We start from the raw sequence: 23937 nt of genomic DNA on the forward strand, positions 1-23937 counted from the left end.
TCCGGCGGGGCGGGCGCCTCGGCGGCGGGCAGCGGCCCGGCGGCGGCCGGCAGCGGCGCGGCGGGAGCGGTGCCCCCGGCCGGGGCCTCGGCGGGCGCGGGAGTGCTCCCGCCGTCGTCGGGCGCGGAGTCCTGGACGGTCCCGGCCGCCTCGGCGTCGGCGGCGGCCGTCTGTCCGGCCTCCGTCCCGGCGGGGGACTCGCCCTCGGCGCGCACGGCGGCGTCGGTGGTGTCGGCGGCGTCGGTGTTGTTGGCGGGGTCGGTGGTGTCCGCGTCGGGGGCCTCCCCGCCGGGGGCGTCCGGGCCGGCCGTGCCTTCCGCGCCGCCGGCCTCGGTGCCGGTCGTGGCAGCCGGTGTGGGCGCCTCCGGTGCCGCCTCGGCGGGCGCGGGCGTGGCCGTCCGGGCCCCGGTCGCCCGTTCCTCCGTCTCGCGCTTCATCGCGGCGGGGGAGAAGCGCACGGTCGCGCCGCTCTCCACCTCACCGCCGTCGGCCGTGGCCGCGGCGGCGGGAGCGGGCGAGGGTGCGGAGGCGGGCGTCTGCTGGGCGGGTACGGGAAGCGGCGCGGCGGGCGCCGGGGCGGGGGCCGCCGGTGCCGGGGCGGGGACCGGGCCGGACGCCGCCGGCTCGGGGGCGGCGGGCGCCGGGGACTGCGCCGCCGGGGCGGCACTCCAGCTCGGTTCGAAGCCCTGCCGCGCCGGGGGGCTCGGGTCCGGCACCGGGAGCGGGGCCCCGGTGGGCGGCGGGGGAGTGACCCCGCCCGTTCCCGCACCGCCCGACGCGTTCTGCGTGTACCAGGCGGGCGGGGTGTAGTCGATGGTGAACTCACCCGTCATCTCGGCGGGATCCGCGTCGGACTGATCGTCGGCGGGCGCGTTCCAGCCCCCGCGGATCTCGTCCCGATCGCCGTTCACTTTGCCTCCTGGTGTGGTCGAGCACCCGTGTGCCGTTGTGGGCGGGGCCCTTCCACCCTAAACGCCGCGCGTACCGCTCGGGCAGGCCCGAACGGCCCTCCCCGAGCGCCTCCGCGCACCGGTTCCGCCCCCAAGTGATCCGGCCACGCCGCAGAGTGAGAACCCCACCCGTCCAAAACGATGCAAAAACGGACGTACATGAGCGACAGGTGTCGCTCAGTCCATCCGGCGGGCGCCGCCCAACAATCCGGTCTCGGCGTCCGTGCCCTGTGTCATGACGAACTGCCGGTCGCCCTGCGCGCACCAGAGCGTCACCCCGTCGGCGAGCGTCGAGAGCGTCTCGTACTCCTGGCGCGGCAGGCCCATGATCCGGCCGATCTGCGCCGCCTCGTCGGGGGAGACCCGCTGCACCCCGACCAGGGAGGACTTCTCGAGGAGGCGGGGCGCGACCGGGCTCAGATAGGGGAGCAGCGTCACCACCGACTGCCAGGGAGCCGAGACCACCCGGCCGCGCGGCGGACGCATGCCGCAGTCGCGGACGACGACCACCGGGCTGCCCGCCGAGGCGCCTTGCGGCGGCACCCGGCCCACGTCGTGCAGCGTGATGCAGGGCTGCCCCCCGCCCGCGGCCTGCGCGAGCGCCGTCCACGCCTGCGCGCGCCCGGTCTCCACCGCCACCCGTGCGCCGGTCGCCGCCGCCCGCAGCGCCAGCACCTGCGCGGTCCACAGACCGCCGATCAGCGTCACGTCGTACGGCACCGGCCGGTTGATGCCGAGCACGGCGGGCCGCCCCTCCGCGTCGACGCCGATCACCATGCCGTCGTCGCCGACCGGCAGGGCCAGCGCCTCCAGTTGTTCGAGCGGTACGGAGTGCCGGTCGCGGCGCGGGCCGACGAGCCCGAAGCCGAAGCGGGGGCGCGTGCCCCGGCCCGTACGGCGGGCGGCGGCACGGGAGCCCCCGGCACCGCCCCCGGTCCCGCGCCCGGACGGTCCCGCGGGCCCGGTGGTGTGGACGGACATCAGCGCGCACCTCCCAGCGGCAGCGTCGCGAGCATGCCCGGCACCTGTTCCCTGTCGAGACGGACGAGCCCCGTCCTCACCCCGCGCGCGGCCCGCTCCAGCTCGTGCCGGGCGGCCACCAGTTCCTCGTCGCTGCGCCCGGTGATCCGTACGTGTCCGGTCACCGTCACCTCCTGCCGGTCCCCGCCGCTCAGCGTCAGGCTGAACGTCGTCGCGAGCGCGGGGAGCGAGGTCAGCAGGGCCACCAGCTGCGGCATCGAGGCCCCCGGCCCGCCGCCCGGTCCGCCCAACTGGGGCCAGCGCCCCACCCAGTACGTCGTGTGCCGCCGGTCGTCCACCCGCCAGGTCCGCGCCGTCTCCTGCGTCCGCCGCCCGGGCGCCTGTCCCCGGCCCGCCTGCGCGATCGCCATCGGGCTGGCACAGGTCGAGGTGGCGAGCGCCGCCGTCAGCTCCTGCTCGGTGAGCACGCTCGCCCGGAAGCCTGCACCGGCCAGCCGGCTCGCCAGCTGGTCCGCCGCCCGCACCACGCACTTCTGCGCCCCCGTCAGGCCGCCACCGCGCGCGGCGACCGCCTCCGGGCACAGCTCGGGGTCGAGCTTGAGCGCGATCCACGTGATGCGCACCGCGGGGGAACCGGTCTGCGCCTGGAGCGGACCGTAGTTGCGCGCCGCCATCGACTGCGCGGGCAGGTGCGGGGCCGGCGCCGGCTGGGTGTGCTGGACGATCTGCGCCGACTCCAGCCGGATGCCGTCCACGCTCAGCACGTCCCGGACGAGCGCGACCGGCAGCGGGCGCGCCGCCCGGTCCGGGCGCAGCGCCGTCCCGTCCGCGTCGACCCGCAGGACGGCCGTCAGGAAGGTGCCGTCCCCGATCATCCCGACCGGCCGCCGGTCGCGGTCGCTGTACGTGTACGTGCGCAGCGCGGGGTCGCACTCGACCACCGGCGCGAGCCCCGGCTCGGTGCCCTCGGGCACCGCCAGCGAGGCCGCCCGGCGGGTCCGGGCGCGCAGCGCGAGGAAGGTGCCGAGCCACTCGGGCATCGACCGCTTGTGCCGCCGCACCACCGCGAGGAGGACCAGCACGACGGCGAGCACGCCCGCCGGCACCAGGAGGACGGGGTCGATCACCCAGGCGACGGCGAGCACCGCCGCGGCCACCTCGACCAGTACGAGCTGTTGCAATCGGAACGAACCGAAGTGTCCGGGGCGTGCCTGGAGTCGTGGTGAGACCGAGGAGACGGGCCCCGTCGCAGGGGCCGCGGAGCTCGTGGCCGCGGCGGGCCGCGTCCGCGTCGCGGAAGCCATGATGGAGAATCCCCCTCAATTCGTCCCGATCACCCTGGCCCGCCAGGGCTTTGGCGGCCGGATCACCCTACCCGCCCCACGCGCCCCGCCGGACAGCAGGCATAGTAGGGGGCCGGTCCGAAAGGCGGGGCCCGGGTGACGGCTCCCCGGCAACCCGCGCGACGACTGCGCCTGACGAGAATGGGGACTCATGGCATCGCGGCGGGACGAGCTCAACGCGTACACCTTTGCGAAGAAGCGCACGGTGGCGGCATTCCTCCAACCCTCTCCCTCCGGTACGGAGGAAGGGGCTCCGAGGCCTCTGCGCGCGGTCGTCCCCGGTCTGATCGTCGCCGCCCTCGTCGTCGCCGGCTTCGGCGCCTGGGGCATGTTCAGCCCCCAGGCCCCCAAGGGCTGGGACACCCCCGGCACCCGCGTCATCGTCGGCAAGCAGTCGACCACCCGCTACGTCGTCCTCAGCACCGGCAAGGGCAAGGACAAGAAGACCCTGCTGCACCCGGTCCTCAACCTGGCCTCCGCGCGCCTGCTGCTCAACCCCGACGAGTTCAAGGTCATCCAGGTCGACGACAAGAAGCTCGACGAGGGCAACCCGCCGCGCGGCCCCATCCTCGGCATCCCCTACGCCCCCGACCGGCTGCCCGCCGCCGACGACGCGGGCACCGCCAAGCGCTGGGCCGTCTGCGAACAGCCCGGCGGCGGCAAGGGCGCCAGCGTTCAGAAGGCCACCTTCCTCCTCGCCAAGCGGGACCACCACCGCACCGAGGGCGACAGCCGCCTCAAGGACGGGCAGGTCCTGTACGTCAAGGGGCAGAAGGGCGCCGCCCGCTTCCTCGTGGACCACGCCGGCACCAAGTACCCGGTGAAGGCCGACTCCGCGGGACTCCTCACCGCACTCGTCGGCCTCAACAAGGAACCCCAGCCCGTCACCGACGACTGGCTCGCCACCCTGAAGACCGGCGACGAGATCGACTTCCCGCGCATCGACGGCCAGGTCGGCAGTCCCGCCGGCATCCCCGGCAACGAACTGACCGCGACCGAGAACCGCGTCGGCATGGTCCTCCTCGCCCAGACCGGCTCCGGCCCCCAGCACTACGTCGTCCTGCCCGGAAAGGTGCAGCCGGTCTCCGACTTCACCGCCTGGCTGCTCATCAACTCCCCGCAGACCGGCGTCCTCGACATGGACGGCAAGGCCACCACGGTCGACGCCCCCTCCTTCGTCCCGGACACCACCGTCTTCCACGCCGGGGTCCGCTGGCCGCAGAAGAAGTCCACCCAGGTCAACTCCGTCACCGGCGCGGGCGCCCGGGACACCGTGTGCAGCGTCCTGACCGCCGTGGACGAGAAGGGCGGCACGACCCTCACCACCTGGGCCGGCCCCCAGTACCCCGCCGACATCACGGCCGGCGGCACCAGCACGTACGTCACCCCGGGCAGCGGCCTGCTCTACACCCAGATCCAGGGCAACCAGAGCACCCCCGACGGTTCCCTCTTCCTCGTCACCGACACCGGCCTGCGCTACGCGGTCCAGGCCAATGGCGACAGCGACTCCGCCCGCTCCGAGATCGGCACCGGCGACCAGGAACAGCAGACCGACGGACGCCCGGAACCCAGCGACGCGCAGAAGCGTCTCGGGTACGAGAAGGTCACGCCGGTCCTCGTCCCGATCGCCTGGTCGGAGTTCCTGTCCAAGGGGCCGCGACTCGACACCAACAGCGCGCGCCAGCCGCAGGGTTCCTGAGGGGGAGGCGCCGGTGACGACTCCGTACCGCAGGGCCGCCCTGCTCGCCGCGGCCACCCTCACCGCGCTGCTCGCGGTCCCCGCCCCCGCCTCCTTCGCGGCCCGGGCCGCCGAAACGCCGGACCGCCCGTGGGCGCTCGACGGCGGCGGCGAGTGCACCTTCCCGATGAAGAAGCAGATCGAGGGCACCCCGTGGCCGCTCCAGCGGGTCCTCCTGGACGAGCTGTGGCAGGACACCAAGGGCAAGGGCGTCCGGGTCGCCGTCATCGACACCGGCGTCGACGACGTCAACCCGCAGCTGCGGACGGCCGTCGACGCCAAGTCCGGCAAGGACTACCTCAAGCCCGACAAGCAGAACCCGGGATTCGGCGACGAGCTGCGCGGCAAGACCGACGGCACCGTCGACGAGGTCGGTCACGGCACCAAGGTCGCCGGCATCATCGCCGCCCGCCCCCGCAAGGGCACCGGCTTCGTCGGCCTCGCGCCCGAGGCCACCATCATCCCGATCCGGCAGAACGACGAGAAGAACAGCGGCAAGTCGGACACGATGGCCCAGGCGATCGACTGGGCCGTCGCCAAGGGCGCCCACGTCATCAACATCTCGCAGGACACCACGCAGCCCCTCGACGCCGACTCGCCCATGGCCAGGGCCGTCGCCCGCGCCCTCGCCCGGCAGATCGTGGTCGTCGCCTCCGCCGGCAACGACGGCATGGACGGCAAGCTGAAGAACACGTACCCGGCCGCCTTCCCCGGCGTCCTCGCCGTCGCCTCCTCCGACCGCAACAACGAGCGCGCCGCCTTCTCCCAGTCCGGGACCTTCGTGGGCGTCGCCGCCCCCGGCGTCGACATCGTCTCGACCGTCCCCGGCGGCGGCCAGTGCGTCGACAACGGCACCAGCTTCTCCGCCCCGTACGTGGCCGGCGTGGCCGCCCTGCTGCGCGCCAAGTACCCGAAGTGGACGGCGGCCCAGATCGTCGCCCGCATCGAGCAGACCGCCGTCCGTTCCGTCAACGGCCGTGACAACCACGTCGGTTGGGGAGTGGTCGACCCGGTGCGCGCGCTCGCCGACCTGCCCGACGCGGGTGCCTCCCCGCCCTCCTCGCCGACGCCCGACCCGGGCCCGGCCCGCCCGCCGGCTCCCGAACCGGCCCGCCTGGCGCTGTCGGAGACGCCCCAGGAGCGCTCCGAGCGGCTCGCCACCTACGCGTTGGGGATCGGCGTCGTCCTGGTGGCCGTGGTCGCCGGAACGGCCGTCGTGATCCGCGACAGCCGCCGCCGCGAGGGGGTGCGCTGAGCAGGGCACCGGCCGGTCCGTCCGGCCAACTATTCGGTGCTCGCTTTGCAGTTGGAACTGCCGCCTCCAATGGATAAAGTGACCGCGGGTGGCACGGCAGTGCGAACCCAGCACGGGGGCGGCATCAGAAGATTCCCGTCCGTATCACGACCGGTGGGACCGACGGCCGGGCCGTCGACGCCACCGCAGGAAGAAGGGGCAAGATGTCGAAAGACCTGAACGTAACCAGTGCCGAACAAATCCGGCTGGCCGGCCGCATCCAGGACTTCTCCGACGAGCTCCAGGCCCGCATCACCTCCCTCAACGGCGTGGTGGACCGCATCCAGGCGGGATGGCAGGGCGCGGCGAGCAAGGAGTACGACCGGGTTCAGAACGACCTGAACCAGCGGCTGCGCAACATGCGTAACGAGCTGACCAAGCTCGAGGAGATCATGCGCATGAGCGCCGACGGCTTCACGCGCGAGGAGGAGGACCGCATCCGGTCCTTCCGCACCATGGACGAGGGCTCGGGCGGCGGCGCCTCCGGCAACCAGAGCGCCATCCTCGGCATCTGAGGCCACCGGCCCGACCAGTCCACCGCGCCACTCTCACTTCAGGAGTCATCACCATGACCACTGCGGTCAATTACGACACCGTGACGCAGGCGGCGGCCGACACCCGGCTGACCTCCAGCACCCTCACGCAGAAGCTCGACGACCTCATGGCCGAGGTCAACCGCGTCGCCTCCAACTGGGAAGGTGAGGCGAAGATCGCGTACCGCGAGAGCCAGGACCGCCTGACCCGCGACATGTCCGGCATGAACCAGGACCTGGCGCGCATCGCCATGCTCCTCGACGAGTCGGTCGCCGGCTACCAGGACACGGACCGCGGCAACGCGGCCCGCTTCCGCATGATGTGAGTCCCCGCGGACACGCGTGAGGGGGTGGCCCGCTCCGGCGGGCCACCCCCTCACGCACTCCGGCGCGCGCCCGCGTCAGCGCAGGTCGAACTCGCCGTCCCGGGCGCCCAGGACGAACGCGTCCCACTCCGCCTTCGTGTAACGCAGCACCGTCTCCTTGTCGAGCGACGAACGCATCGCCACCGCCCCGTCGGGCAGATGGGCGATCTCCACCCGCTCCTCGTCCGGGCTCGTCCCCGGAGCGCCGTGCCACTCGACACCGGAGATGTCGAGCGCGTACAGCTCCTCCTTCTGGCGCTGCTTCTCGGCGGCGCGGGCGAGCTCGCTCTCGGTGAGGTCGGAGGTGGTGCCGGTGTGGGCGTCGGTCATCGGCGCGGTCCCTTCACGGTCGTACGGCGGTCCCTGCCACAGTAGTGGGGCCGGGCCACCCGGACGGACGGAATCCGCTCAGTGGCCCCCGCCCCCGGCGGACCGCCGGCCCTCCCGGGTACGGGAAAGGGCCCGCCCACCGGGCGAGCCCCTCCGCGTACCGCGTCCGCGGCCTCAGTGCCGGTCGGGCAGCCAGCCCAGCTGCACCAGCGGCGTCCCCCGCTTCCGCGACACGAACGTGCCCCGGCCGGGCGGCATCGGCCGCGCCCGCACATTGCCCAGGATGTCGCCCTCCTGCGGATCGCCGGACAGCAGCACGCCCTGCGCCCCCAGCTCCTTCATCCGCTGCATGAACGGCTCGTACATGGCCCGCGAGGCACCCGCGGCGCTGCGCGCCACGATGAACCGGATGCCCACGTCCCGCGCGAACGGCAGGTTCTCCACGAGCACCGCCAGCGGATTGCCCGAGTTCGTCGCCACCAGCTCGTAGTCGTCGATGATCACGAACAGCTGCGGTCCCGTCCACCAGCTGCGGTCCCGCAGCTGCTGCGGCGTGATGTCGGGCTTCGGCGCCCGCTTCGTCATCACCGTGTTGATCGCGTCCATGTGCATCTGCATCGCCGACGCCATCGGCGCGTACTCCAGCAGGTGCGAGGGCTCCACCGCCTCCAGCAGCGTGCGCCGGTAGTCACCCACCACGATCCGCGCCTGCTCCGGCGTGTACCGCTCGCACAGCTGCTTGGCGATCAGCCGCAGCAGCGCCGTCTTGCCCGACTCGCTCTCGCCGAACACCAGGAAGAACGGGTCGGACTCGAAGTCGACGAAGACCGGCTCCAGGTTCACCTCGTCGATGCCGATCGCGATGCCGTGCTGCGGGTACTCGAAGCCCTTCGGCAGCTGCTCCGCCGGAAGCCGGCGCGGCAGCAGCCGTACCGCCGGCGCCGGAGCCCCGGTCCAGCTCGCCTTCACCGCCTGCACGAACGCCGCCGTGCCCTCCGACAGATCGCCCGCCGAGCTGGACCCGTCGATCCGGGGCAGCGCGCCCATGAAGTGCAGCTTCTCCGGCACCTGGCCGCGCCCCGGCACGCCCGTCGGCACGTTCGCCGCGACCTTCCGGTCGAACTCGGAGTCCATGACGTCACCGAGCCGCAGCTCCAGACGGCCGAGCATCTGGTCCTTCAGGGCCGCCCGCACCTCCATGTACCGGGAGGCGGTGATCACCACGTGGATGCCGTAGCCCAGACCGCGCGCCGCGATGTCCGAGACGATCGGCTCCAGCATGTCGTAGTCGTTGCGGAAACCGCCCCAGCCGTCCACGACGAGGAAGACGTCGCCCCAGGCCTCGCCGGGCAGATCGCCCGCCGCGCGCCTGCGCCGGTACGTGGCGATGGAGTCGATGCCGTTCGAGCGGAAGAACTCCTCCCGCCGGTTCAGCACGCCCATCACCTCGGCGACCGTCCGCCGCACCCGCTCCGGGTCGAGTCGCGAGGCCACCCCGCCGACGTGCGGCAGATCGGCCAGCGAGGCCATACCGCCACCACCGAAGTCCAGGCAGTAGAACTGCACCTCGGCCGGGGTGTGGGTGAGCGCGAACGAGGAGATCAGCGTCCGCATCAGCGTCGACTTGCCCGACTGCGGACCGCCGACCACCATCATGTGGCCCGCCGCACCCGAGAAGTCCCGGTACAGCACCTCGCGCCGCTGCTCGAACGGCTTGTCGATGAGACCCAGCGGCACCGTCAGCGCGCCCTGGCGCGTGTACTCCGTCGCCGTCAGCCCCCGGTCCGGCGTCTGCGCGAGCCCCGGCAGCAGCTGGTCCAGCGAGGGCGCCTGGTCCAGCGGCGGCAGCCACACCTGGTGGGCCGGCACGCCCTGGCCCTCCAGCCGGCGCACGATCACGTCGAGCACCGTGTCCGCGAGCGCGTCGTCCTCCTCGGCGCGCTGCGCCGACAGATACGCCGGGTCCGGCGCCGCGTACACCACCGGCACCGGCGCCGCCGTGAACAGCGCGGGCCGCCGCTCCACCGGCAGCTGCCCCGCCTCCAGACGCGGCCCGCCCGTCCGGTACGTCCCCGACACGTACGCCGCCTTGAAGCGGGTCATCTCGTCCGTACCGAACTTCAGGTAGCCCGAGCCCGGCACCGACGGCAGGTGGTACGCGTCCGGCACACCGATCGCGGTCCGCGACTCCGCGGCCGAGAAGGTCCGCAGACCGATCCGGTACGACAGGTACGTGTCCAGGCCGCGCAGCTTGCCCTCCTCCAGGCGCTGCGAGGCGAGCAGCAGGTGCACACCCAGCGACCGGCCGATGCGGCCGATCTGGATGAACATGTCGATGAAGTCCGGCTTGGCGGTCAGCAGCTCGGAGAACTCGTCGATGACGAGCACCAGCGAGGCCAGCGGCTCCAGCGGGGCACCCGCCGCCCGCGCCTTCTCGTAGTCGTGGATGTTGGCGTAGTTGCCCGCCGAGCGCAGCAGCTCCTGCCGCCGCTGGAGCTCACCGCGGATCGCGTCCCCCATGCGGTCGACCAGCGTCAGGTCGTCGGCCAGGTTGGTGATGACGGCCGCCACGTGCGGCATCTGCGACATCCCCGCGAACGTGGCACCGCCCTTGAAGTCCGCGAGGACGAAGTTCAGCGTCTCCGAGGAGTGCGTCACCGCCAGACCCAGCACCAGCGTGCGCAGCAGCTCCGACTTGCCGGAACCGGTCGCGCCCACGCACAGACCGTGCGGGCCCATGCCCTCCTGCGCCGCCTCCTTCAGGTCCAGCATGACCGGCTGCCCGTCCTCGCCGACACCGATCGGCACCCGCAGCCGCTCCGCGACCGACCGCGGCCGCCAGGTCCGCGCCACGTCCACCGACGCCGCGTCCCCCAGGTTCAGCAGATCCGTGAAGTCCAGGTTGGCCAGCAGCGGTTCGTCGTCGTCCCCGCCGCCCACCCGCAGCGGCGCCAGCTGCCGGGCCAGCGCCTCGGCCGCGGCCAGCGAGATCCCGTCCGGCAGCCCCTCGTACGCGAAGCCGCCGCCCGACTCCAGGCGCAGCCGCCCCGGCCGTACCACCACGGACAGACCACCGCGCGGCTCGTCCAGGTCGCCGGAGACCACCTCGACGATCGTCACGCCCTGCAGGCCCTCCGCCGCCGCGAGCAGCGAGTCCGGCGGCACCATGCCCCCGTCCAGGACCACCACCACGTGCGGCTGGTCGAGCACCGGCTGGCTCTCCCGCGAGAACCGCGGCCGCCCGTCCAGCTTCGACCGGACCAGGTGCTCCAGCTCCCCGAGGTCGTCACCGAACAGCCGCTTGGTGCCCGCCCCGTCGTAGGCGTTGGGCTGTCCCGACACCTGCGTGTGCGGCAGCCACTTCGTCCAGTCCCACCGGTCCTGCACCGCCCGCGAGGCCACCACCATCAGCATCAGGTCCTCGGGGGAGTGCAGCGTCACCAGCTGCGCCACGAGCGCCCGGGCGGCGGCCTGCGCCGACTCCGGCTCACCCGACACCGTCACGTGGTAGAAGGCGCGCATCGACACCGCCATCGGCAGCCCGTCCAGCGTCCCGTGCACCGCCAGGAACTGCTGCATCGCACCCGCGCACAGCGGCTCCAGCTCGTCCACCGGCGCCGTGTCCGGCGCCACCAGCGGCGTCGCGAGCTGCTGCGCCCCGAGTCCGATCCGCGCCTGCCCGAAGTCGTGGTCGCCGACCCTGCGCTCCCACAGCCGCGACCCCTCGGCCACCACCGACCACAACTGCTCCGGAGCGGGGTGCAGATACAGCTGCGCGTCCCGCTGCCGGCGCGCCGTCCGCCGCACCGTACGCCGGGTCTGCGCGAGGTATTTGAGGTAGTCGCGGCGGACATCAGCCATTTGCCCCTGCGTACCCCGACGGAATCTGACGAACTGGGCGATGGCCATCGCGACCGTCGACGCCAGCATCAGCACGCCCATGATCCGCATGATCGGCGACGGCGTCATGAAGAAGAAGACGACCGACGAACCCATGCCGAGCATCGGCAGGAGCTGCATCAGCGCCGACTCCTGCTGCCCCCGCGGGAGTTCCGGCGGAGGCTCCAGGACCAGTTCCTCGCTGGGCACTTCCGGAGGAAGGGACCTCGGCGGGCGTTTGACGACGATCTGGCTCACCGGCGCATCAATCCCTCGTTGGAGGCGGGCTCGTGGCGGGAGCTGCCGCGGCGCCACCCCTGTCGGCAGCCGGGCGCGCGGACTTCCCCCATGGGACGGCGATCCTACTTGCAGCCCCCACCGGCCGTGCCCGGTAGGGTGGCGCGCGCATCGTGCGCAACCGCGAATCAGGGGGTCCACACACGTGAGTACGACCGCAGCGACCGGCTTCTGCCGAGTCACCGTCGTGGCGCCGGACAGCCGCATCGACGTCGCGCTCCCGGAGGACATCGCCGTCGCCGACGTCTACCCCGAGATCCTCCGGCTCACCGGTCAGACCCAGCCCGCCGGTGCCCCCACCGGCTACCACCTCGTGCGCCGGGACGGCTCCGTCCTCGACGGCGCCCGCACCCTCGCCGCCCAGCAGGTCCTCGACGGCGAGGTGCTCTCCCTGCGCCCCTTCGCCCAGTCCCTGCCGCCCGCCGTCTTCGACGACGTCTCCGACGCCGTCGCCTCCGCGGTCACCCGCGACCGGCACCTGTGGAGCGACGACCTGCTGCGCGGCGCCGGGCTCCTCGGCGGGGTGCTCCTGCTCGTCCTCATGGGCTTCGTCCTCTGGTTCGCCGACCCCGTCCGCCACGACATGCACAGCCTCCCCGGCGTCATCGCGGGCGCCGCCGGCGTCCTGCTCACCGCCTTCGCCGGGGTCCGCGCCCGCGTCTACGGCGACCGGACCACCGCCGTCGCCCTCGGCCTCGGCGCCCTGCCCCTGCTGCTCATCGCCGGCTCCGGCATCATCGGCCCCGACCCGGGCCAGGGCCCCGGCCGCCTCCAGTTCCTCCTCGGCTGCGTCACCGTCCTGGTCGCCTCCGTCGCCCTGGTCGCGCTCACCCCCAGCGGCGACGCCCCCTTCGTCGCCGCCACCTTCCTCGCCACCGTCGGCACCCTCGCGACCTTCCTCATGATCGTCACCGAGGCCACCGCCACCGAGACCGCCGCCGTCTGCGCCCCCGTCGCCATCGGCCTCGTGGCCTTCCTGCCCGGCCTCTCCGCCCGCTTCGCCCGCCTCCCCATCGGATACGCCGCCCCGCGCAGCGCCGCCGACGAGGAGTTCCTCGGCGAGACCCGGGCGAACGACGAGGAGGACCGGGCCGTGGACGGCGAGCGCATCGCGCTCCAGGCCCGCCGCGGCCACGAGATGCTCCTCGGCCTCGTCGGCGGCTGCGCGGCCGTCGTCGTCGGCTCCGCCGCCGTCCTCGGCTTCGCCGGGAACGTCTGGGGCCAGCTCCTCGCCCTCGGCGCCGGCCTCGCGATGCTGCTGCGCGCCCGCCTCTTCCGCTACACCTCGCAGGTCGCCTGCGTCCTCGTCGCCGGCATCGCCGCCATCGCGCTCCTCGTCCTCGGCCTCTCCCTGAACCCGCCGGCCGACCTCGTCAAGGAGTTCCTGATGTACGGGGACCGCGGCGGCCTCGACATCCGCACCATCTGGCTCGCCGCCTCCGTCGCCGCCGGCGCCGCCCTGATCACCGCCATCGGCCTGATCATCCCGAAGAAGGGTCTCTCGCCCTTCTGGGGCCGCCTCCTCGACCTCGCCGAGGGCTTCGTCCTGCTCTCCCTGGTCCCGCTCTGCCTCGCCGTCCTCGACGTCTACAGCGCGGTCCGCTCCTTGACCAGCAAGTAGTCGCGGGGAGGAGGCACGGGCCCCCGGCCGGCACCCCGTCCCGGACCGCTCCGCCGAACTGGTACGCTGTGTGACGGCCGTTTGTGTACGCGCTCCCGGAAGCCTTCCCAGGCCCTGGAAGCTGCGCCCATCGGACCTTCGCCCGTCGAGTCACGGAAGCTTCCCCTGAGACCTAGACCAGGGGCACTCGCGGGCGCGCGAACCAAGAGGAGATCCGCGTGGCTCTCGACGCCGCCGTCAAGAAGCAGATCATGGCCGAGTTCGGCACCAAGGAGGGCGACACCGGCTCCCCCGAGGTCCAGGTCGCCATGCTGTCCCGCCGCATCTCGGACCTGACCGAGCACCTCAAGACCCACAAGCACGACCACCACTCCCGCCGTGGTCTGCTGATCCTGGTCGGCCAGCGCCGCCGCCTGCTGCAGTACCTGGCCAAGAAGGACATCCAGCGCTTCCGTACGCTGGTCGACCGCCTCGGCATCCGCCGCGGCGCGGCCGGCGGCGCCAAGTAAGTCGCGTGGAGGGAGCGGTTCCCACTTTCAGGGGGCCGCTCCCTTTGCTGTACGTGCGCAAAGTGCGCACCGGCACTTAGGCTGGGACGCACAACCCCATACGACGAGCGAGGAGCCGCCTGCTCGCACCGCCGGTCCTCGGTAGTGGCCCCCGGACACGTACCCGGGTGCTTCGATCGAAGACCGGCCCGCAACAGAGGCGCGTATCTCCGGCCTCGTCGCCACCGCCCACCGGCCACACGGGCCGGCGGACGCAAAGACGAACACGTAGGAGAAACCCATAGTGGAGAACGAGACCCACTACGCCGAGGCCGTCATCGACAACGGCGCCTTCGGCACCCGCACCATCCGCTTCGAGACCGGCCGCCTCGCCAAGCAGGCCGCCGGTTCCGCCGTCGCCTACCTGGACGACGACACGATGGTCCTCTCGGCCACCACCGCTTCGAAGAAGCCGAAGGACCAGCTGGACTTCTTCCCCCTGACGGTCGACGTCGAGGAGCGGATGTACGCGGCCGGCAAGATCCCCGGCTCCTTCTTCCGCCGCGAGGGCCGGCCCTCCGAGGACGCGGTCCTCACCTGCCGCCTGATCGACCGCCCGCTGCGCCCCTCCTTCAAGAAGGGCCTGCGCAACGAGATCCAGATCGTCGAGACGATCATGGCGCTCAACCCCGACCACCTCTACGACGTGGTCGCCATCAACGCCGCCTCCTGCTCCACGCAGCTGGCCGGCCTGCCCTTCTCCGGCCCCATCGGCGGCACCCGTGTCGCGCTGATCAAGGGCCAGTGGGTCGCCTTCCCGACGCACACCGAGCTCGAGGACGCCGTCTTCGACATGGTCGTCGCCGGCCGCGTCCTGGAGGACGGCGACGTCGCGATCATGATGGTCGAGGCCGAGGCCACCGAGAAGACCATCGAGCTCGTCAAGGGCGGCGCCGAGGCGCCGACCGAGGAGGTCGTCGCCGCCGGTCTCGAGGCCGCGAAGCCCTTCATCAAGGTCCTCTGCAAGGCTCAGTCGGACCTCGCCGCCAAGGCCGCCAAGCCGACCGGCGAGTTCCCGGTCTTCCTCGACTACCAGGACGACGTCCTGGAGGCGCTCACCGCCGCGGTCAAGAGCGAGCTCGCGCAGGCGCTCACCATCGCCGGCAAGCAGGAGCGCGAGGCCGAGCTCGACCGCATCAAGGAGCTCGCCGCCGAGAAGCTCCTCCCGGCCTTCGAGGGCCGCGAGAAGGAGATCTCGGGCGCCTACCGCGCGCTGACCAAGAAGCTGGTCCGCGAGCGGATCATCAAGGACAAGGTCCGCATCGACGGCCGCGGCATCACGGACATCCGTACGCTCGCCGCCGAGGTCGAGGCCATCCCGCGCGTCCACGGCTCCGCCCTGTTCGAGCGTGGCGAAACCCAGATCCTGGGCGTCACCACCCTCAACATGCTCCGCATGGAGCAGCAGCTGGACACCCTCTCCCCGGTGACCCGCAAGCGCTACATGCACAACTACAACTTCCCGCCGTACTCCGTCGGCGAGACCGGCCGCGTGGGCTCGCCCAAGCGCCGCGAGATCGGCCACGGCGCGCTCGCCGAGCGCGCCATCGTGCCGGTGCTGCCGACGCGCGAGGAGTTCCCGTACGCGATCCGCCAGGTGTCCGAGGCCCTCGGCTCCAACGGTTCGACGTCCATGGGCTCGGTCTGCGCCTCGACCATGTCGCTGCTGAACGCCGGTGTGCCGCTGAAGGCCCCCGTCGCCGGCATCGCCATGGGTCTGATCTCCGAGGAGATCGACGGCCAGACGCACTACGTCGCCCTCACCGACATCCTCGGTGCGGAGGACGCCTTCGGCGACATGGACTTCAAGGTCGCCGGCACCAAGGAGTTCGTCACCGCCCTCCAGCTCGACACCAAGCTGGACGGCATCCCGGCCTCCGTCCTGGCCGCGGCCCTCAAGCAGGCCCGTGACGCCCGCCTCCACATCCTCGACGTGATGATGGAAGCGATCGACACCCCGGACGAGATGTCCCCCAACGCCCCGCGGATCATCACCGTCAAGATCCCCGTGGACAAGATCGGTGAGGTCATCGGTCCCAAGGGCAAGATGATCAACCAGATCCAGGAGGACACCGGCGCCGAGATCACGATCGAGGACGACGGCACCATCTACATCGGTGCCCAGGTCGGCTCGCAGGCCGAGGCCGCCCGCGCCACGATCAACAGCATCGCCAACCCGACCATGCCGGAGGTCGGCGAGCGCTACCTGGGCACGGTCGTCAAGACCACCACCTTCGGTGCCTTCGTCTCCCTGCTCCCCGGCAAGGACGGCCTGCTGCACATCTCGCAGATCCGCAAGCTCGCCGGTGGCAAGCGCGTGGAGAACGTCGAGGACGTGCTCGCGATCGGCTCCAAGGTCCAGGTCGAGATCGCCGAGATCGACCAGCGCGGCAAGCTCTCCCTCATCCCCGTGATCGAGGGCGAGGACGAGGCGAAGGACGACACCGACCAGTGACGTCCCGCAGTTCCGCGACGACGGCCCGCCCCTCCACGGAGGGGCGGGCCGTCGCCCGTACCCAAACGCTTCTCCCGGGCAGGGACGGCATCGGCACCGTCCGCCGCACCACCCTCCCCGGCGGCCTCCGCATCGTCACCGAGACGCTCCCCTCCGTGCGCTCCGCCACCTTCGGCATCTGGGCGCACGTCGGTTCCCGGGACGAGACCCCCTCCCTCAACGGCGCCACCCACTACCTGGAGCACCTCCTCTTCAAGGGCACCGCCAAGCGGTCCGCCCTCGACATCTCCGCCGCGATCGACGCGGTCGGCGGCGAGATGAACGCCTTCACGGCAAAGGAGTACACCTGCTACTACGCGCGGGTCCTCGACACCGACCTGCCGCTGGCGATCGACGTGGTGTGCGACATGCTGACCGGCTCGCTGATCCTGGAGGAGGACGTCGACGTCGAACGCGGCGCGATCCTCGAGGAGATCGCGATGACCGAGGACGACCCCGGCGACATCGTGCACGACCTGTTCGCGAAGACCATGTTCGGCGACACCCCACTGGGCCGCCCGGTCCTCGGCACCGTCGACACCGTCAACGCCCTCACCCGCGGCCAGATCGCCCGCTTCTACAAGAAGCACTACGACCCGACCCACCTGGTCGTGGCCGCCGCCGGCAACATCGACCACGCCACGGTGGTACGCCAGGTCCGCCGCGCCTTCGAGAAGGCCGGCGCCCTGACCCGTACCGACGCGGTCCCGGTCGCCCCCCGCCAGGGCTCCCGCACGCTGCGCACGGCGGGCCGCGTCGAGCACCTGAACCGCAGGACCGAGCAGGCCCACGTGGTCCTCGGCATGCCGGGCCTGGCCCGCACCGACGAGCGCCGCTGGGCGCTGGGCGTCCTCAACACCGCCCTCGGCGGCGGCATGTCCTCCCGCCTCTTCCAGGAGGTCCGGGAGAAGCGCGGCCTCGCCTACAGCGTGTACTCGTACACCTCGGGCTTCGCCGACTGCGGCCTCTTCGGGGTGTACGCGGGCTGCCGCCCCGGCCAGGTCCACGACGTGCTGAAGATCTGCCGGGACGAGCTCGACAAGGTCGCCTCCGAGGGCCTCGGCGACGAGGAGATCCGGCGGGCGATCGGCCAGCTCTCCGGCTCCACCGTCCTCGGCCTGGAGGACACCGGCGCCCTGATGAACCGCATCGGCAAGAGCGAGCTGTGCTGGGGTTCCCAGATGTCGGTGGACGACATGCTCGCCCGCATCGCGGCCGTCACCCCGGACGACGTCCGGGCCGTCGCCCGTGACGTACTGAACCAGCGGCCCTCGCTCGCCGTGATAGGCCCGCTGAAGGACAAGCAGGCGGACCGGCTGCACCACGCGGTCGCCTGAACCCTCCCTAAGGAAGAAGCCCAATGAGCAAGCTGCGCGTGGCGGTCCTCGGTGCCCGGGGCCGCATCGGCTCCGAAGCCGTCAAGGCCGTCGAGGCCGCCGAGGACATGGAACTGGTCGCGGCCCTCGGCCGCGGCGACAAGCTGGAGACGGTCACCGAGGCGGGCGCCCAGGTCGTCGTCGAGCTGACCACTCCCGACTCGGTCATGGCCAACCTCGACTTCTGCGTGGGCCACGGCATCCACGCCGTCGTCGGCACCACCGGCTGGACGGAGGAGCGCCTCGCGCAGCTCAGGGCCTGGCTCGCCGCCTCCCCGGAGACCGGCGTGCTCATCGCGCCGAACTTCTCCATCGGCGCCGTCCTCACCATGAAGTTCGCACAGATCGCGGCCCCGTACTTCGAGTCGGTCGAGGTCGTCGAACTGCACCACCCCAACAAGGTGGACGCCCCCTCGGGCACCGCCACCCGCACCGCCCAGCTGATCGCCGCCGCCCGCGCCGGCGCCGGCCTCGGCCCCCAGCCGGACGCCACCGCGACCGCCCTGGAGGGAGCGCGCGGCGCCGACGTGGACGGTGTGCCGGTCCACGCGGTACGCCTCCGGGGCCTGCTGGCCCACCAGGAGGTACTGCTCGGCGCCGAGGGCGAGACCCTCACCGTCCGCCACGACTCGCTGCACCACTCCAGCTTCATGCCGGGCATCCTCCTGGGCGCCCGCCGCGTGACGACCGCCCCGGGCCTCACCTTCGGCCTGGAGCACTTCCTGGACCTGGGCTGAGCGGCATGGGCGGAAAGATCACGTACGTCTTCCTCTCCACCGTGCTGGTGCTCGTCTTCGGCGTGGTGGCGATGGAGGGCGTCCTGCTCCTCCTGACCGGCGAGCCGGCGGCCATGGGCATGGGCGCGGTGGCGTTCCTGCTGCCCTGCGTCGGCGCCTGGTTCCTCTGGAAGAACACCCGCTTCGCGCGCCGGGCCAACCGCCTGGCCGCGGAGCTGGAGGCGGAGGGCGGCCTGCCCGCCGACGAGCTGAGGCGTACGGCGGGCGGCCGGATCGACCGTGACTCGGCGGACGAGGTCTTCGCCCGGCGCAAGGCCGAGACGGAGGAGTCCCCGGAGGACTGGCGCTGCTGGTTCCGGCTGGCGGTCGCCTATCACGACGCCCGCGACACCCCGCGGGCCCGCAAGGCCATGCAGCGGGCCATCGCCCTCCACGAGGGCCGTTCGGTCAGCGCGTAGCGGCCGGGACGGGACCGTACTCGGCGCTCCACGCCTCGACGGTGTCGGCCGCCCGGTCGAAGGCCTCGACCCGGGAGAGGAAGTCGGCGTTGTGGTCGGTGAGCAGCAGCAGCTGCTCGCCGCCCTGCCGGCCGAGCACCAGCGCCTGACCCTGCACGGTGCGGGGGAGTCCCAGCCAGCGCACCGGCTGCTGCACGGTCCGCAGCGAGGTCACCCGGGCCCACGGCGTGGTCGTGGTCCTGAGGAAACCGACCTTCCGCACCCCCGCCCGGCTCACCCAGGTGCCCACGCGCAGCACGCGCAGGGCCGCCACGATCATCAGCGCGGCGACGGAGAAGGTCACGACCGCGCCGCCGACGGCTCCGGCCGCGGCGATGATCACCGCCGCGAGCAGCACGAAGGACGCCAGCAGCAGGGCGAGCGCCGCCGTGCCGACCCGGTACGGCCCCGGCCGGTACGGACGGCGCCACTGGTCGTGGTCGTCGAACGGCAGCGCGATGTCGTCGTTCGTGTCAAAAGCACGGTCGGCCGTCAGGAAGGGCAGGGGCACGACAGGTCCTCACTCACAAGCACGCTCGAAGGGGCAGTGCCCGGTGAGGCTACCTCAGCGGTTGACGGACGCCTCGGACTGCTGCCGGACGGCCGCGTCCCCCGCCTGGAGGGAGGGCATCCCGAAGACCAGCGAGCCGACGAGCCCGGCCACGACGGTGAGGCCGACCAGCGTGCGGCCGACGATCTGCGAGGCGCCGAGCCGTTCCCTCGGCGGCGGGGCGACGTTACTGCGGAAGTGGTCGGCCTCCGCGACGAACGCGAACGGTACGGCCTCGTTCCGCCTGAACATCGGGTCACTCTCCTCGGTCGTCGTCGTGCGTCTCACCGGTACAGACGATCGAATCCCGCATTCGGTGCCGTATTTCACCGAAGCGGCCGAATCTCCTCCTCGAGGATGACGTCGCTACAGTGGGCGGGCTACAGACGACTGGAAGGACCGCTGGTGACCGACACCCCCACCGAGCCCGTGAAGATCGACTTCCGGAGCGACGTCACCGTCGAACTGGTCAAGAGCGCGGCCGCCGACTCCGACGTCCTCTGGGCGGCCCGGGTCTCCACGGCGGGCGAGCAGTCCCTCGAGGAGCTCCAGAAGGACCCCGAGCGCTCGAAGGGCCTGATCAACTACCTCATGCGGGACCGCCACGGCAGCCCGTTCGAGCACAACTCGATGACCTTCTTCATCAGCGCGCCGATCTTCGTCTTCCGCGAGTTCATGCGCCACCGGGTCGGTTGGTCCTACAACGAGGAATCGGGCCGCTACAGGGAGCTCCAGCCCGTCTTCTACGTCCCCGACACCTCCCGAAAGCTGGTCCAGGAGGGCCGCCCGGGCAAGTACGTCTTCGTCGAGGGCACCCCGGCGCAGCACGAGCTGACGAGCCGCGCGATGGAGGACTCCTACCGCCGGGCGTACGAGACGTACCAGGAGATGCTGGCCGCCGGCGTCGCCCGCGAGGTGGCCCGCGCGGTCCTGCCCGTCGGCCTGTACTCGTCCATGTACGCCACGTGCAACGCGCGCTCCCTCATGCACTTCCTCGGCCTGCGCACCCAGCACGAACTGGCCGCCGTCCCCTCCTTCCCGCAGCGGGAGATCGAGATGGTCGGCGAGAAGATGGAGGCGCACTGGGCCCGGCTCATGCCGCTCACGTACGCCGCCTTCAACAAGAACGGCCGCGTCGCCCCGTGACGCACGCACGTCCGAATCACCCGGGCGAAGTGTCCGTATTGCGACGTTTCGTGAAGTTCATCTAGGCTGATCAAACGGACCCGGCACTGCTTGAACCCCCGAGCAGGCAGTGCCGGGCTCCTTTCTCACGCCCCCGAGGGGGCACCCGGCGCTGAGCAGCGAGTAGCGTGTTACCCATGGCTCCGATCTCCACTCCGCAGACCCCCTTCGGGCGGGTCCTCACCGCCATGGTCACGCCCTTCACGGCGGACGGCGCACTCGACCTCGACGGTGCCCAGCGACTCGCCGCCCACCTGGTGGACGCGGGCAACGACGGCCTGGTCGTCAACGGCACCACCGGCGAGTCCCCCACCACCAGCGACGCGGAGAAATCGGAGCTGGTGCGAGCGGTCCTGGAGGCCGTCGGAGACCGCGCCCACGTGGTGGCCGGCATCGGCACCAACGACACCCACCACTCGATCGAGCTGGCCCGCACCGCCGAGCGCGACGGCGCGCACGGCCTGCTCGCCGTCACGCCGTACTACAACAAGCCCCCGCAGGAGGGCCTGTACCGGCACTTCTCGGCCATCGCCGACGCCACCGAGCTCCCGGTCATGCTCTACGACATCCCCGGCCGCAGCGGCGTCCCCATCGACACCGAGACGATCGTCCGCCTGGCCGAGCACCCGCGCATCGTGGCCAACAAGGACGCCAAGGGCGACCTCGGCCGCGCCAGCTGGGCCATCGCCCGCTCCGGTCTCGCCTGGTACTCGGGCGACGACATGCTGAACCTGCCGCTGCTCTCCGTGGGCGCCGTCGGCTTCGTCTCGGTGGTCGGCCACGTCGCGACCCCCGAGCTCCGCGCCCTCCTCGACGCCCACCTGGGCGGCGAGGTCCAGAAGGCCACGGAGATCCACCAGAAGCTGCTGCCCGTCTACACCGGGATGTTCCGCACCCAGGGCGTCATGACCACGAAGGCCGCCCTCGCCCTCCAGGGCCTCCCGGCCGGCCCGCTGCGCCTGCCGCTCGTGGAACTTTCCCTCCAGGAGACCGAGCAGCTCAAGGTCGATCTGGCCGCAGGCGGGGTAGAACTCTGACGAACTCTGACAACGGACTTCACAACTGAACAGACAACCGAACACATAACTGAAGAAAAACCGAAAACGGATAAGTGAAACACCGACAACAGCAAGTGCACGATTGTCATGCGCGCCACGTGCCGAACCGGTACGTGGCGCGTGTGGTGAGGAGAGTCTTTTGAGCCATCCGCATCCTGAACTCGGCGCCCCGCCGAAGCTGCCCCAGGGTGGCCTCCGCGTCACCCCGCTCGGCGGTCTCGGTGAGATCGGCCGGAACATGACGGTCTTCGAGTACGACGGCCGTCTGCTGATCGTCGACTGCGGCGTCCTCTTCCCCGAGGAGGAGCAGCCCGGCGTCGACCTGATCCTGCCGGACTTCACCACCCTCCAGGACCGCCTCGACGACATCGAGGGCATCGTCCTGACCCACGGCCACGAGGACCACATCGGTGGTGTGCCGTTCCTGCTCCGGATGAAGCAGGACATCCCGCTCATCGGCTCCAAGCTGACCCTCGCCCTGATCGAGGCGAAGCTCCAGGAGCACCGCATCCGTCCGTACACCCTTGAGGTGGCGGAGGGGCACCGCGAGCGGCTCGGCCCCTTCGACTGCGAGTTCATCGCCGTCAACCACTCCATCCCGGACGCCCTGGCCGTCGCGATCCGCACCCCCGCGGGCATGGTGGTCCACACCGGCGACTTCAAGATGGACCAGCTCCCGATGGACGGGCGCCTGACCGACCTGCACGCGTTCGCGCGGCTCAGCGAGGAGGGCATCGACCTCCTGCTGACCGACTCGACGAACGCCGAGGTCCCCGGCTTCGTCCCGCCGGAGAAGGACATCTCGAACGTCCTGCGGAACGTCTTCGCGAACGCCCAGAAGCGCATCATCGTGGCCAGCTTCGCCAGCCACGTGCACCGCATCCAGCAGATCCTCGACGCCGCCCACGAGTACGGCCGCCGGGTCGCCTTCGTCGGCCGCTCGATGGTCCGCAACATGGGCATCGCCCGGGACCTCGGCTACCTCCGCGTCCCGGCCGGCCTCGTCGTCGACGTGAAGACCCTCGACGACCTGCCGGACGACGAGATCGTGCTCGTCTGCACGGGCTCGCAGGGCGAGCCGATGGCCGCCCTCTCCCGGATGGCCAACCGCGACCACCAGATCCGGATCGTTCCCGGCGACACCGTGATCCTGGCGTCCTCGCTCATCCCGGGCAACGAGAACGCGGTCTACCGCGTGATCAACGGCCTGACCCGCTGGGGCGCCCACGTCGTCCACAAGGGCAACGCCAAGGTCCACGTCTCGGGCCACGCCTCGGCCGGCGAGCTGCTGTACTTCTACAACATCTGCCGCCCGAAGAACCTCATGCCGGTCCACGGCGAATGGCGCCACCTGCGCGCCAACGCCGAACTCGGCGCGATGACGGGCATCCCGAAGGACCACATCGTCATCGCCGAGGACGGCGTCGTCGTCGACCTCGTCGACGGCCGCGCCCGCATCACGGGCAAGGTCCAGGCGGGATACGTGTACGTGGACGGCCTCTCGGTCGGCGACGTCACCGAGTCCTCCCTGAAGGACCGCCGCATCCTCGGCGAGGAAGGCATCATCTCGGTCTTCCTGGTGGTGGACTCCTCCACCGGCAAGATCGTCGGCGGCCCGAACATCCACGCCCGGGGCTCCGGCATCGAGGACTCCGCCTTCGACGCGGTGTTCCCGAAGATCGACCAGGCCCTGAACAAGTCGGCCCAGGACGGCGTCGTCGAACCCCACCAGCTCCAGCAGCTGATCCGCCGCACCGTCGGCAAGTGGGTCTCCGACACCTACCGCCGCCGCCCGATGATCCTTCCGGTCGTCGTGGAGGTCTGACCAGCGCGGTTCCGGAGCGGGGCGCCTCGATTTGCATCGGGGCGCCCCGCTCCAGTACGTTTACGGCTCCGCCAGAACGGGAAGCCCCCGCGCCGCTGTGCGCCGGGCCGGCCGACCAGGAGGCGGGAAATCCGACTCAGAACTTCTGATAAAGTCGGAACGCGCCGGAAGGCCCCGGAATGAAAGAATTCGGGACCGGAAAGCACCGAGGAAATCGGATCGGAAAGATCTGATAGAGTCAGAAACGAAGGAAGCGCCCGGAGGAAAGCCCGAGAGGGTCGGTACGAAGGAAGCGTCCGCACCTTGAGAACTCAACAGCGTGCCAAAAATCAACGC

20 protein-coding genes are annotated in these 23937 nt (G+C 71.7%); 13 read left to right on the plus strand and 7 right to left on the minus strand.

The genetic code is table 11. The annotated features are described in order from the left end of the window. The 3 genes from ABTY40_RS30025 to eccE all read right to left on the minus strand — a co-directional run. The coding region (locus ABTY40_RS30025) for an SCO5717 family growth-regulating ATPase (RefSeq protein WP_352062403.1) at positions 1–911 on the minus strand (911 nt) is incomplete at its 3' end. 216 nt (positions 912–1127) lie between these two features. Then, positions 1128–1931, minus strand: a complete 804-nt coding sequence (locus tag ABTY40_RS30030) for a hypothetical protein (RefSeq protein WP_352062404.1) — start codon at positions 1929–1931, stop codon at positions 1128–1130. Further along, a complete protein-coding gene (gene eccE / locus ABTY40_RS30035; RefSeq protein WP_345289450.1) occupies positions 1931–3235 on the minus strand; it encodes a type VII secretion protein EccE in 1305 nt (434 codons plus the stop codon). Before eccE ends, ABTY40_RS30030 begins: the two co-directional genes overlap by 1 nt. Positions 3236–3425: 190 nt before the next feature. Between eccE and eccB the strand changes: the two genes are divergently transcribed. The 4 genes from eccB to ABTY40_RS30055 all read left to right on the plus strand — a co-directional run bounded on the left by eccB (position 3426) and on the right by ABTY40_RS30055 (position 7165). Then, positions 3426–4973: a type VII secretion protein EccB gene (gene eccB / locus ABTY40_RS30040; RefSeq protein WP_352062405.1), complete on the plus strand. Its 1548-nt coding sequence runs from the start codon at positions 3426–3428 to the stop codon at positions 4971–4973. Between the two features lie 13 nt (positions 4974–4986). Beyond that, positions 4987–6267, plus strand: a complete 1281-nt coding sequence (gene mycP, locus ABTY40_RS30045; RefSeq protein WP_352062406.1) for a type VII secretion-associated serine protease mycosin — start codon at positions 4987–4989, stop codon at positions 6265–6267. 203 nt (positions 6268–6470) lie between these two features. Next, positions 6471–6821 carry a WXG100 family type VII secretion target gene (locus ABTY40_RS30050; RefSeq protein WP_309032669.1) on the plus strand — a complete coding sequence of 117 codons (351 nt, stop codon included), beginning with the start codon at positions 6471–6473 and terminating at the stop codon, positions 6819–6821. Positions 6822–6874: 53 nt separating this feature from the next. Beyond that, entirely contained in the window at positions 6875–7165 is a 291-nt protein-coding gene (locus ABTY40_RS30055; protein ID WP_309032668.1) for a WXG100 family type VII secretion target, read from the plus strand. Between the two features lie 75 nt (positions 7166–7240). Here the strand turns inward: ABTY40_RS30055 and ABTY40_RS30060 are convergent, their stop codons facing one another. Continuing rightward, the gene (locus tag ABTY40_RS30060; protein ID WP_352062407.1) at positions 7241–7534 is read right to left on the minus strand and encodes a DUF397 domain-containing protein; all 294 of its coding nucleotides are present in this window, start codon (positions 7532–7534) and stop codon (positions 7241–7243) included. Positions 7535–7708: 174 nt separating this feature from the next. Further along, on the minus strand, positions 7709–11671 hold the full coding sequence (gene eccCa / locus ABTY40_RS30065; RefSeq protein WP_352062408.1) for a type VII secretion protein EccCa: 3963 nt from the start codon (positions 11669–11671) through the stop codon (positions 7709–7711). A 184-nt stretch (positions 11672–11855) separates the two neighbouring features. Between eccCa and eccD the strand changes: the two genes are divergently transcribed. The 6 genes from eccD to ABTY40_RS30095 all read left to right on the plus strand — a co-directional run bounded on the left by eccD (position 11856) and on the right by ABTY40_RS30095 (position 18944). After that, on the plus strand, positions 11856–13331 hold the full coding sequence (eccD, locus tag ABTY40_RS30070) for a type VII secretion integral membrane protein EccD (RefSeq protein ID WP_345289412.1): 1476 nt from the start codon (positions 11856–11858) through the stop codon (positions 13329–13331). Positions 13332–13549: 218 nt separating this feature from the next. Then, positions 13550–13840, plus strand: coding sequence for a 30S ribosomal protein S15 (gene rpsO / locus ABTY40_RS30075; protein WP_128976159.1), 291 nt, complete (start codon positions 13550–13552; stop codon positions 13838–13840). A 283-nt stretch (positions 13841–14123) separates the two neighbouring features. Further along, a complete protein-coding gene (locus tag ABTY40_RS30080) occupies positions 14124–16334 on the plus strand; it encodes a polyribonucleotide nucleotidyltransferase (RefSeq protein WP_345289401.1) in 2211 nt (736 codons plus the stop codon). Then, positions 16331–17710 (plus strand): M16 family metallopeptidase, encoded by a 1380-nt coding sequence (locus ABTY40_RS30085; protein ID WP_345289400.1) that lies wholly within the window; start codon positions 16331–16333, stop codon positions 17708–17710. Before ABTY40_RS30080 ends, ABTY40_RS30085 begins: the two co-directional genes overlap by 4 nt. Positions 17711–17733: 23 nt before the next feature. Further along, positions 17734–18486, plus strand: a complete 753-nt coding sequence (gene dapB / locus ABTY40_RS30090; protein WP_352062409.1) for a 4-hydroxy-tetrahydrodipicolinate reductase — start codon at positions 17734–17736, stop codon at positions 18484–18486. Positions 18487–18491: 5 nt separating this feature from the next. Then, positions 18492–18944: a hypothetical protein gene (locus ABTY40_RS30095; RefSeq protein ID WP_345289398.1), complete on the plus strand. Its 453-nt coding sequence runs from the start codon at positions 18492–18494 to the stop codon at positions 18942–18944. On the opposite strand, the gene ABTY40_RS30100 is transcribed toward ABTY40_RS30095, so the two are convergent. Then, positions 18934–19494, minus strand: coding sequence for an SCO5741 family PH domain-containing membrane protein (locus ABTY40_RS30100; RefSeq protein ID WP_352062410.1), 561 nt, complete (start codon positions 19492–19494; stop codon positions 18934–18936). The genes ABTY40_RS30095 and ABTY40_RS30100 overlap by 11 nt on opposite strands. A gap of 54 nt (positions 19495–19548) precedes the next feature. Next, entirely contained in the window at positions 19549–19785 is a 237-nt protein-coding gene (locus ABTY40_RS30105; protein ID WP_352062411.1) for a hypothetical protein, read from the minus strand. Positions 19786–19938: 153 nt separating this feature from the next. On the opposite strand from ABTY40_RS30105, the gene thyX reads away from it, so the two are divergent. The 3 genes from thyX (at position 19939) to ABTY40_RS30120 (ending at position 23601) form a co-directional block, all read left to right on the plus strand. Continuing rightward, entirely contained in the window at positions 19939–20679 is a 741-nt protein-coding gene (gene thyX / locus ABTY40_RS30110) for an FAD-dependent thymidylate synthase (protein ID WP_352062412.1), read from the plus strand. 176 nt (positions 20680–20855) lie between these two features. Beyond that, positions 20856–21755, plus strand: coding sequence for a 4-hydroxy-tetrahydrodipicolinate synthase (gene dapA, locus ABTY40_RS30115; protein ID WP_352062413.1), 900 nt, complete (start codon positions 20856–20858; stop codon positions 21753–21755). A 160-nt stretch (positions 21756–21915) separates the two neighbouring features. Then, a complete protein-coding gene (locus tag ABTY40_RS30120) occupies positions 21916–23601 on the plus strand; it encodes a ribonuclease J (RefSeq protein WP_352062414.1) in 1686 nt (561 codons plus the stop codon). Positions 23602–23937 lie beyond the last annotated feature (336 nt).

Origin of the sequence: Streptomyces sp. NPDC126503, from assembly GCF_040302405.1 — a bacterium.
Taxonomy (GTDB): domain Bacteria; phylum Actinomycetota; class Actinomycetes; order Streptomycetales; family Streptomycetaceae; genus Streptomyces; species Streptomyces gulbargensis.

Excerpts from the sequence above, each read along its gene's own strand:
- dapA (WP_352062413.1), top strand. The coding sequence starts at position 20,856 with ATGGCTCCGATCTCCACTCCGCAGACCCCCTTCGGGCGGGTCCTCACC.
- eccB (WP_352062405.1), top strand. The coding sequence starts at position 3,426 with ATGGCATCGCGGCGGGACGAGCTCAACGCGTACACCTTTGCGAAGAAG.
- ABTY40_RS30055 (WP_309032668.1), top strand. The coding sequence starts at position 6,875 with ATGACCACTGCGGTCAATTACGACACCGTGACGCAGGCGGCGGCCGAC.
- ABTY40_RS30050 (WP_309032669.1), top strand. The coding sequence starts at position 6,471 with ATGTCGAAAGACCTGAACGTAACCAGTGCCGAACAAATCCGGCTGGCC.
- ABTY40_RS30095 (WP_345289398.1), top strand. The coding sequence starts at position 18,492 with ATGGGCGGAAAGATCACGTACGTCTTCCTCTCCACCGTGCTGGTGCTC.
- ABTY40_RS30105 (WP_352062411.1), bottom strand. The coding sequence starts at position 19,785 with ATGTTCAGGCGGAACGAGGCCGTACCGTTCGCGTTCGTCGCGGAGGCC.
- dapB (WP_352062409.1), top strand. The coding sequence starts at position 17,734 with ATGAGCAAGCTGCGCGTGGCGGTCCTCGGTGCCCGGGGCCGCATCGGC.
- eccE (WP_345289450.1), bottom strand. The coding sequence starts at position 3,235 with ATGGCTTCCGCGACGCGGACGCGGCCCGCCGCGGCCACGAGCTCCGCG.
- ABTY40_RS30030 (WP_352062404.1), bottom strand. The coding sequence starts at position 1,931 with ATGTCCGTCCACACCACCGGGCCCGCGGGACCGTCCGGGCGCGGGACC.
- ABTY40_RS30060 (WP_352062407.1), bottom strand. The coding sequence starts at position 7,534 with ATGACCGACGCCCACACCGGCACCACCTCCGACCTCACCGAGAGCGAG.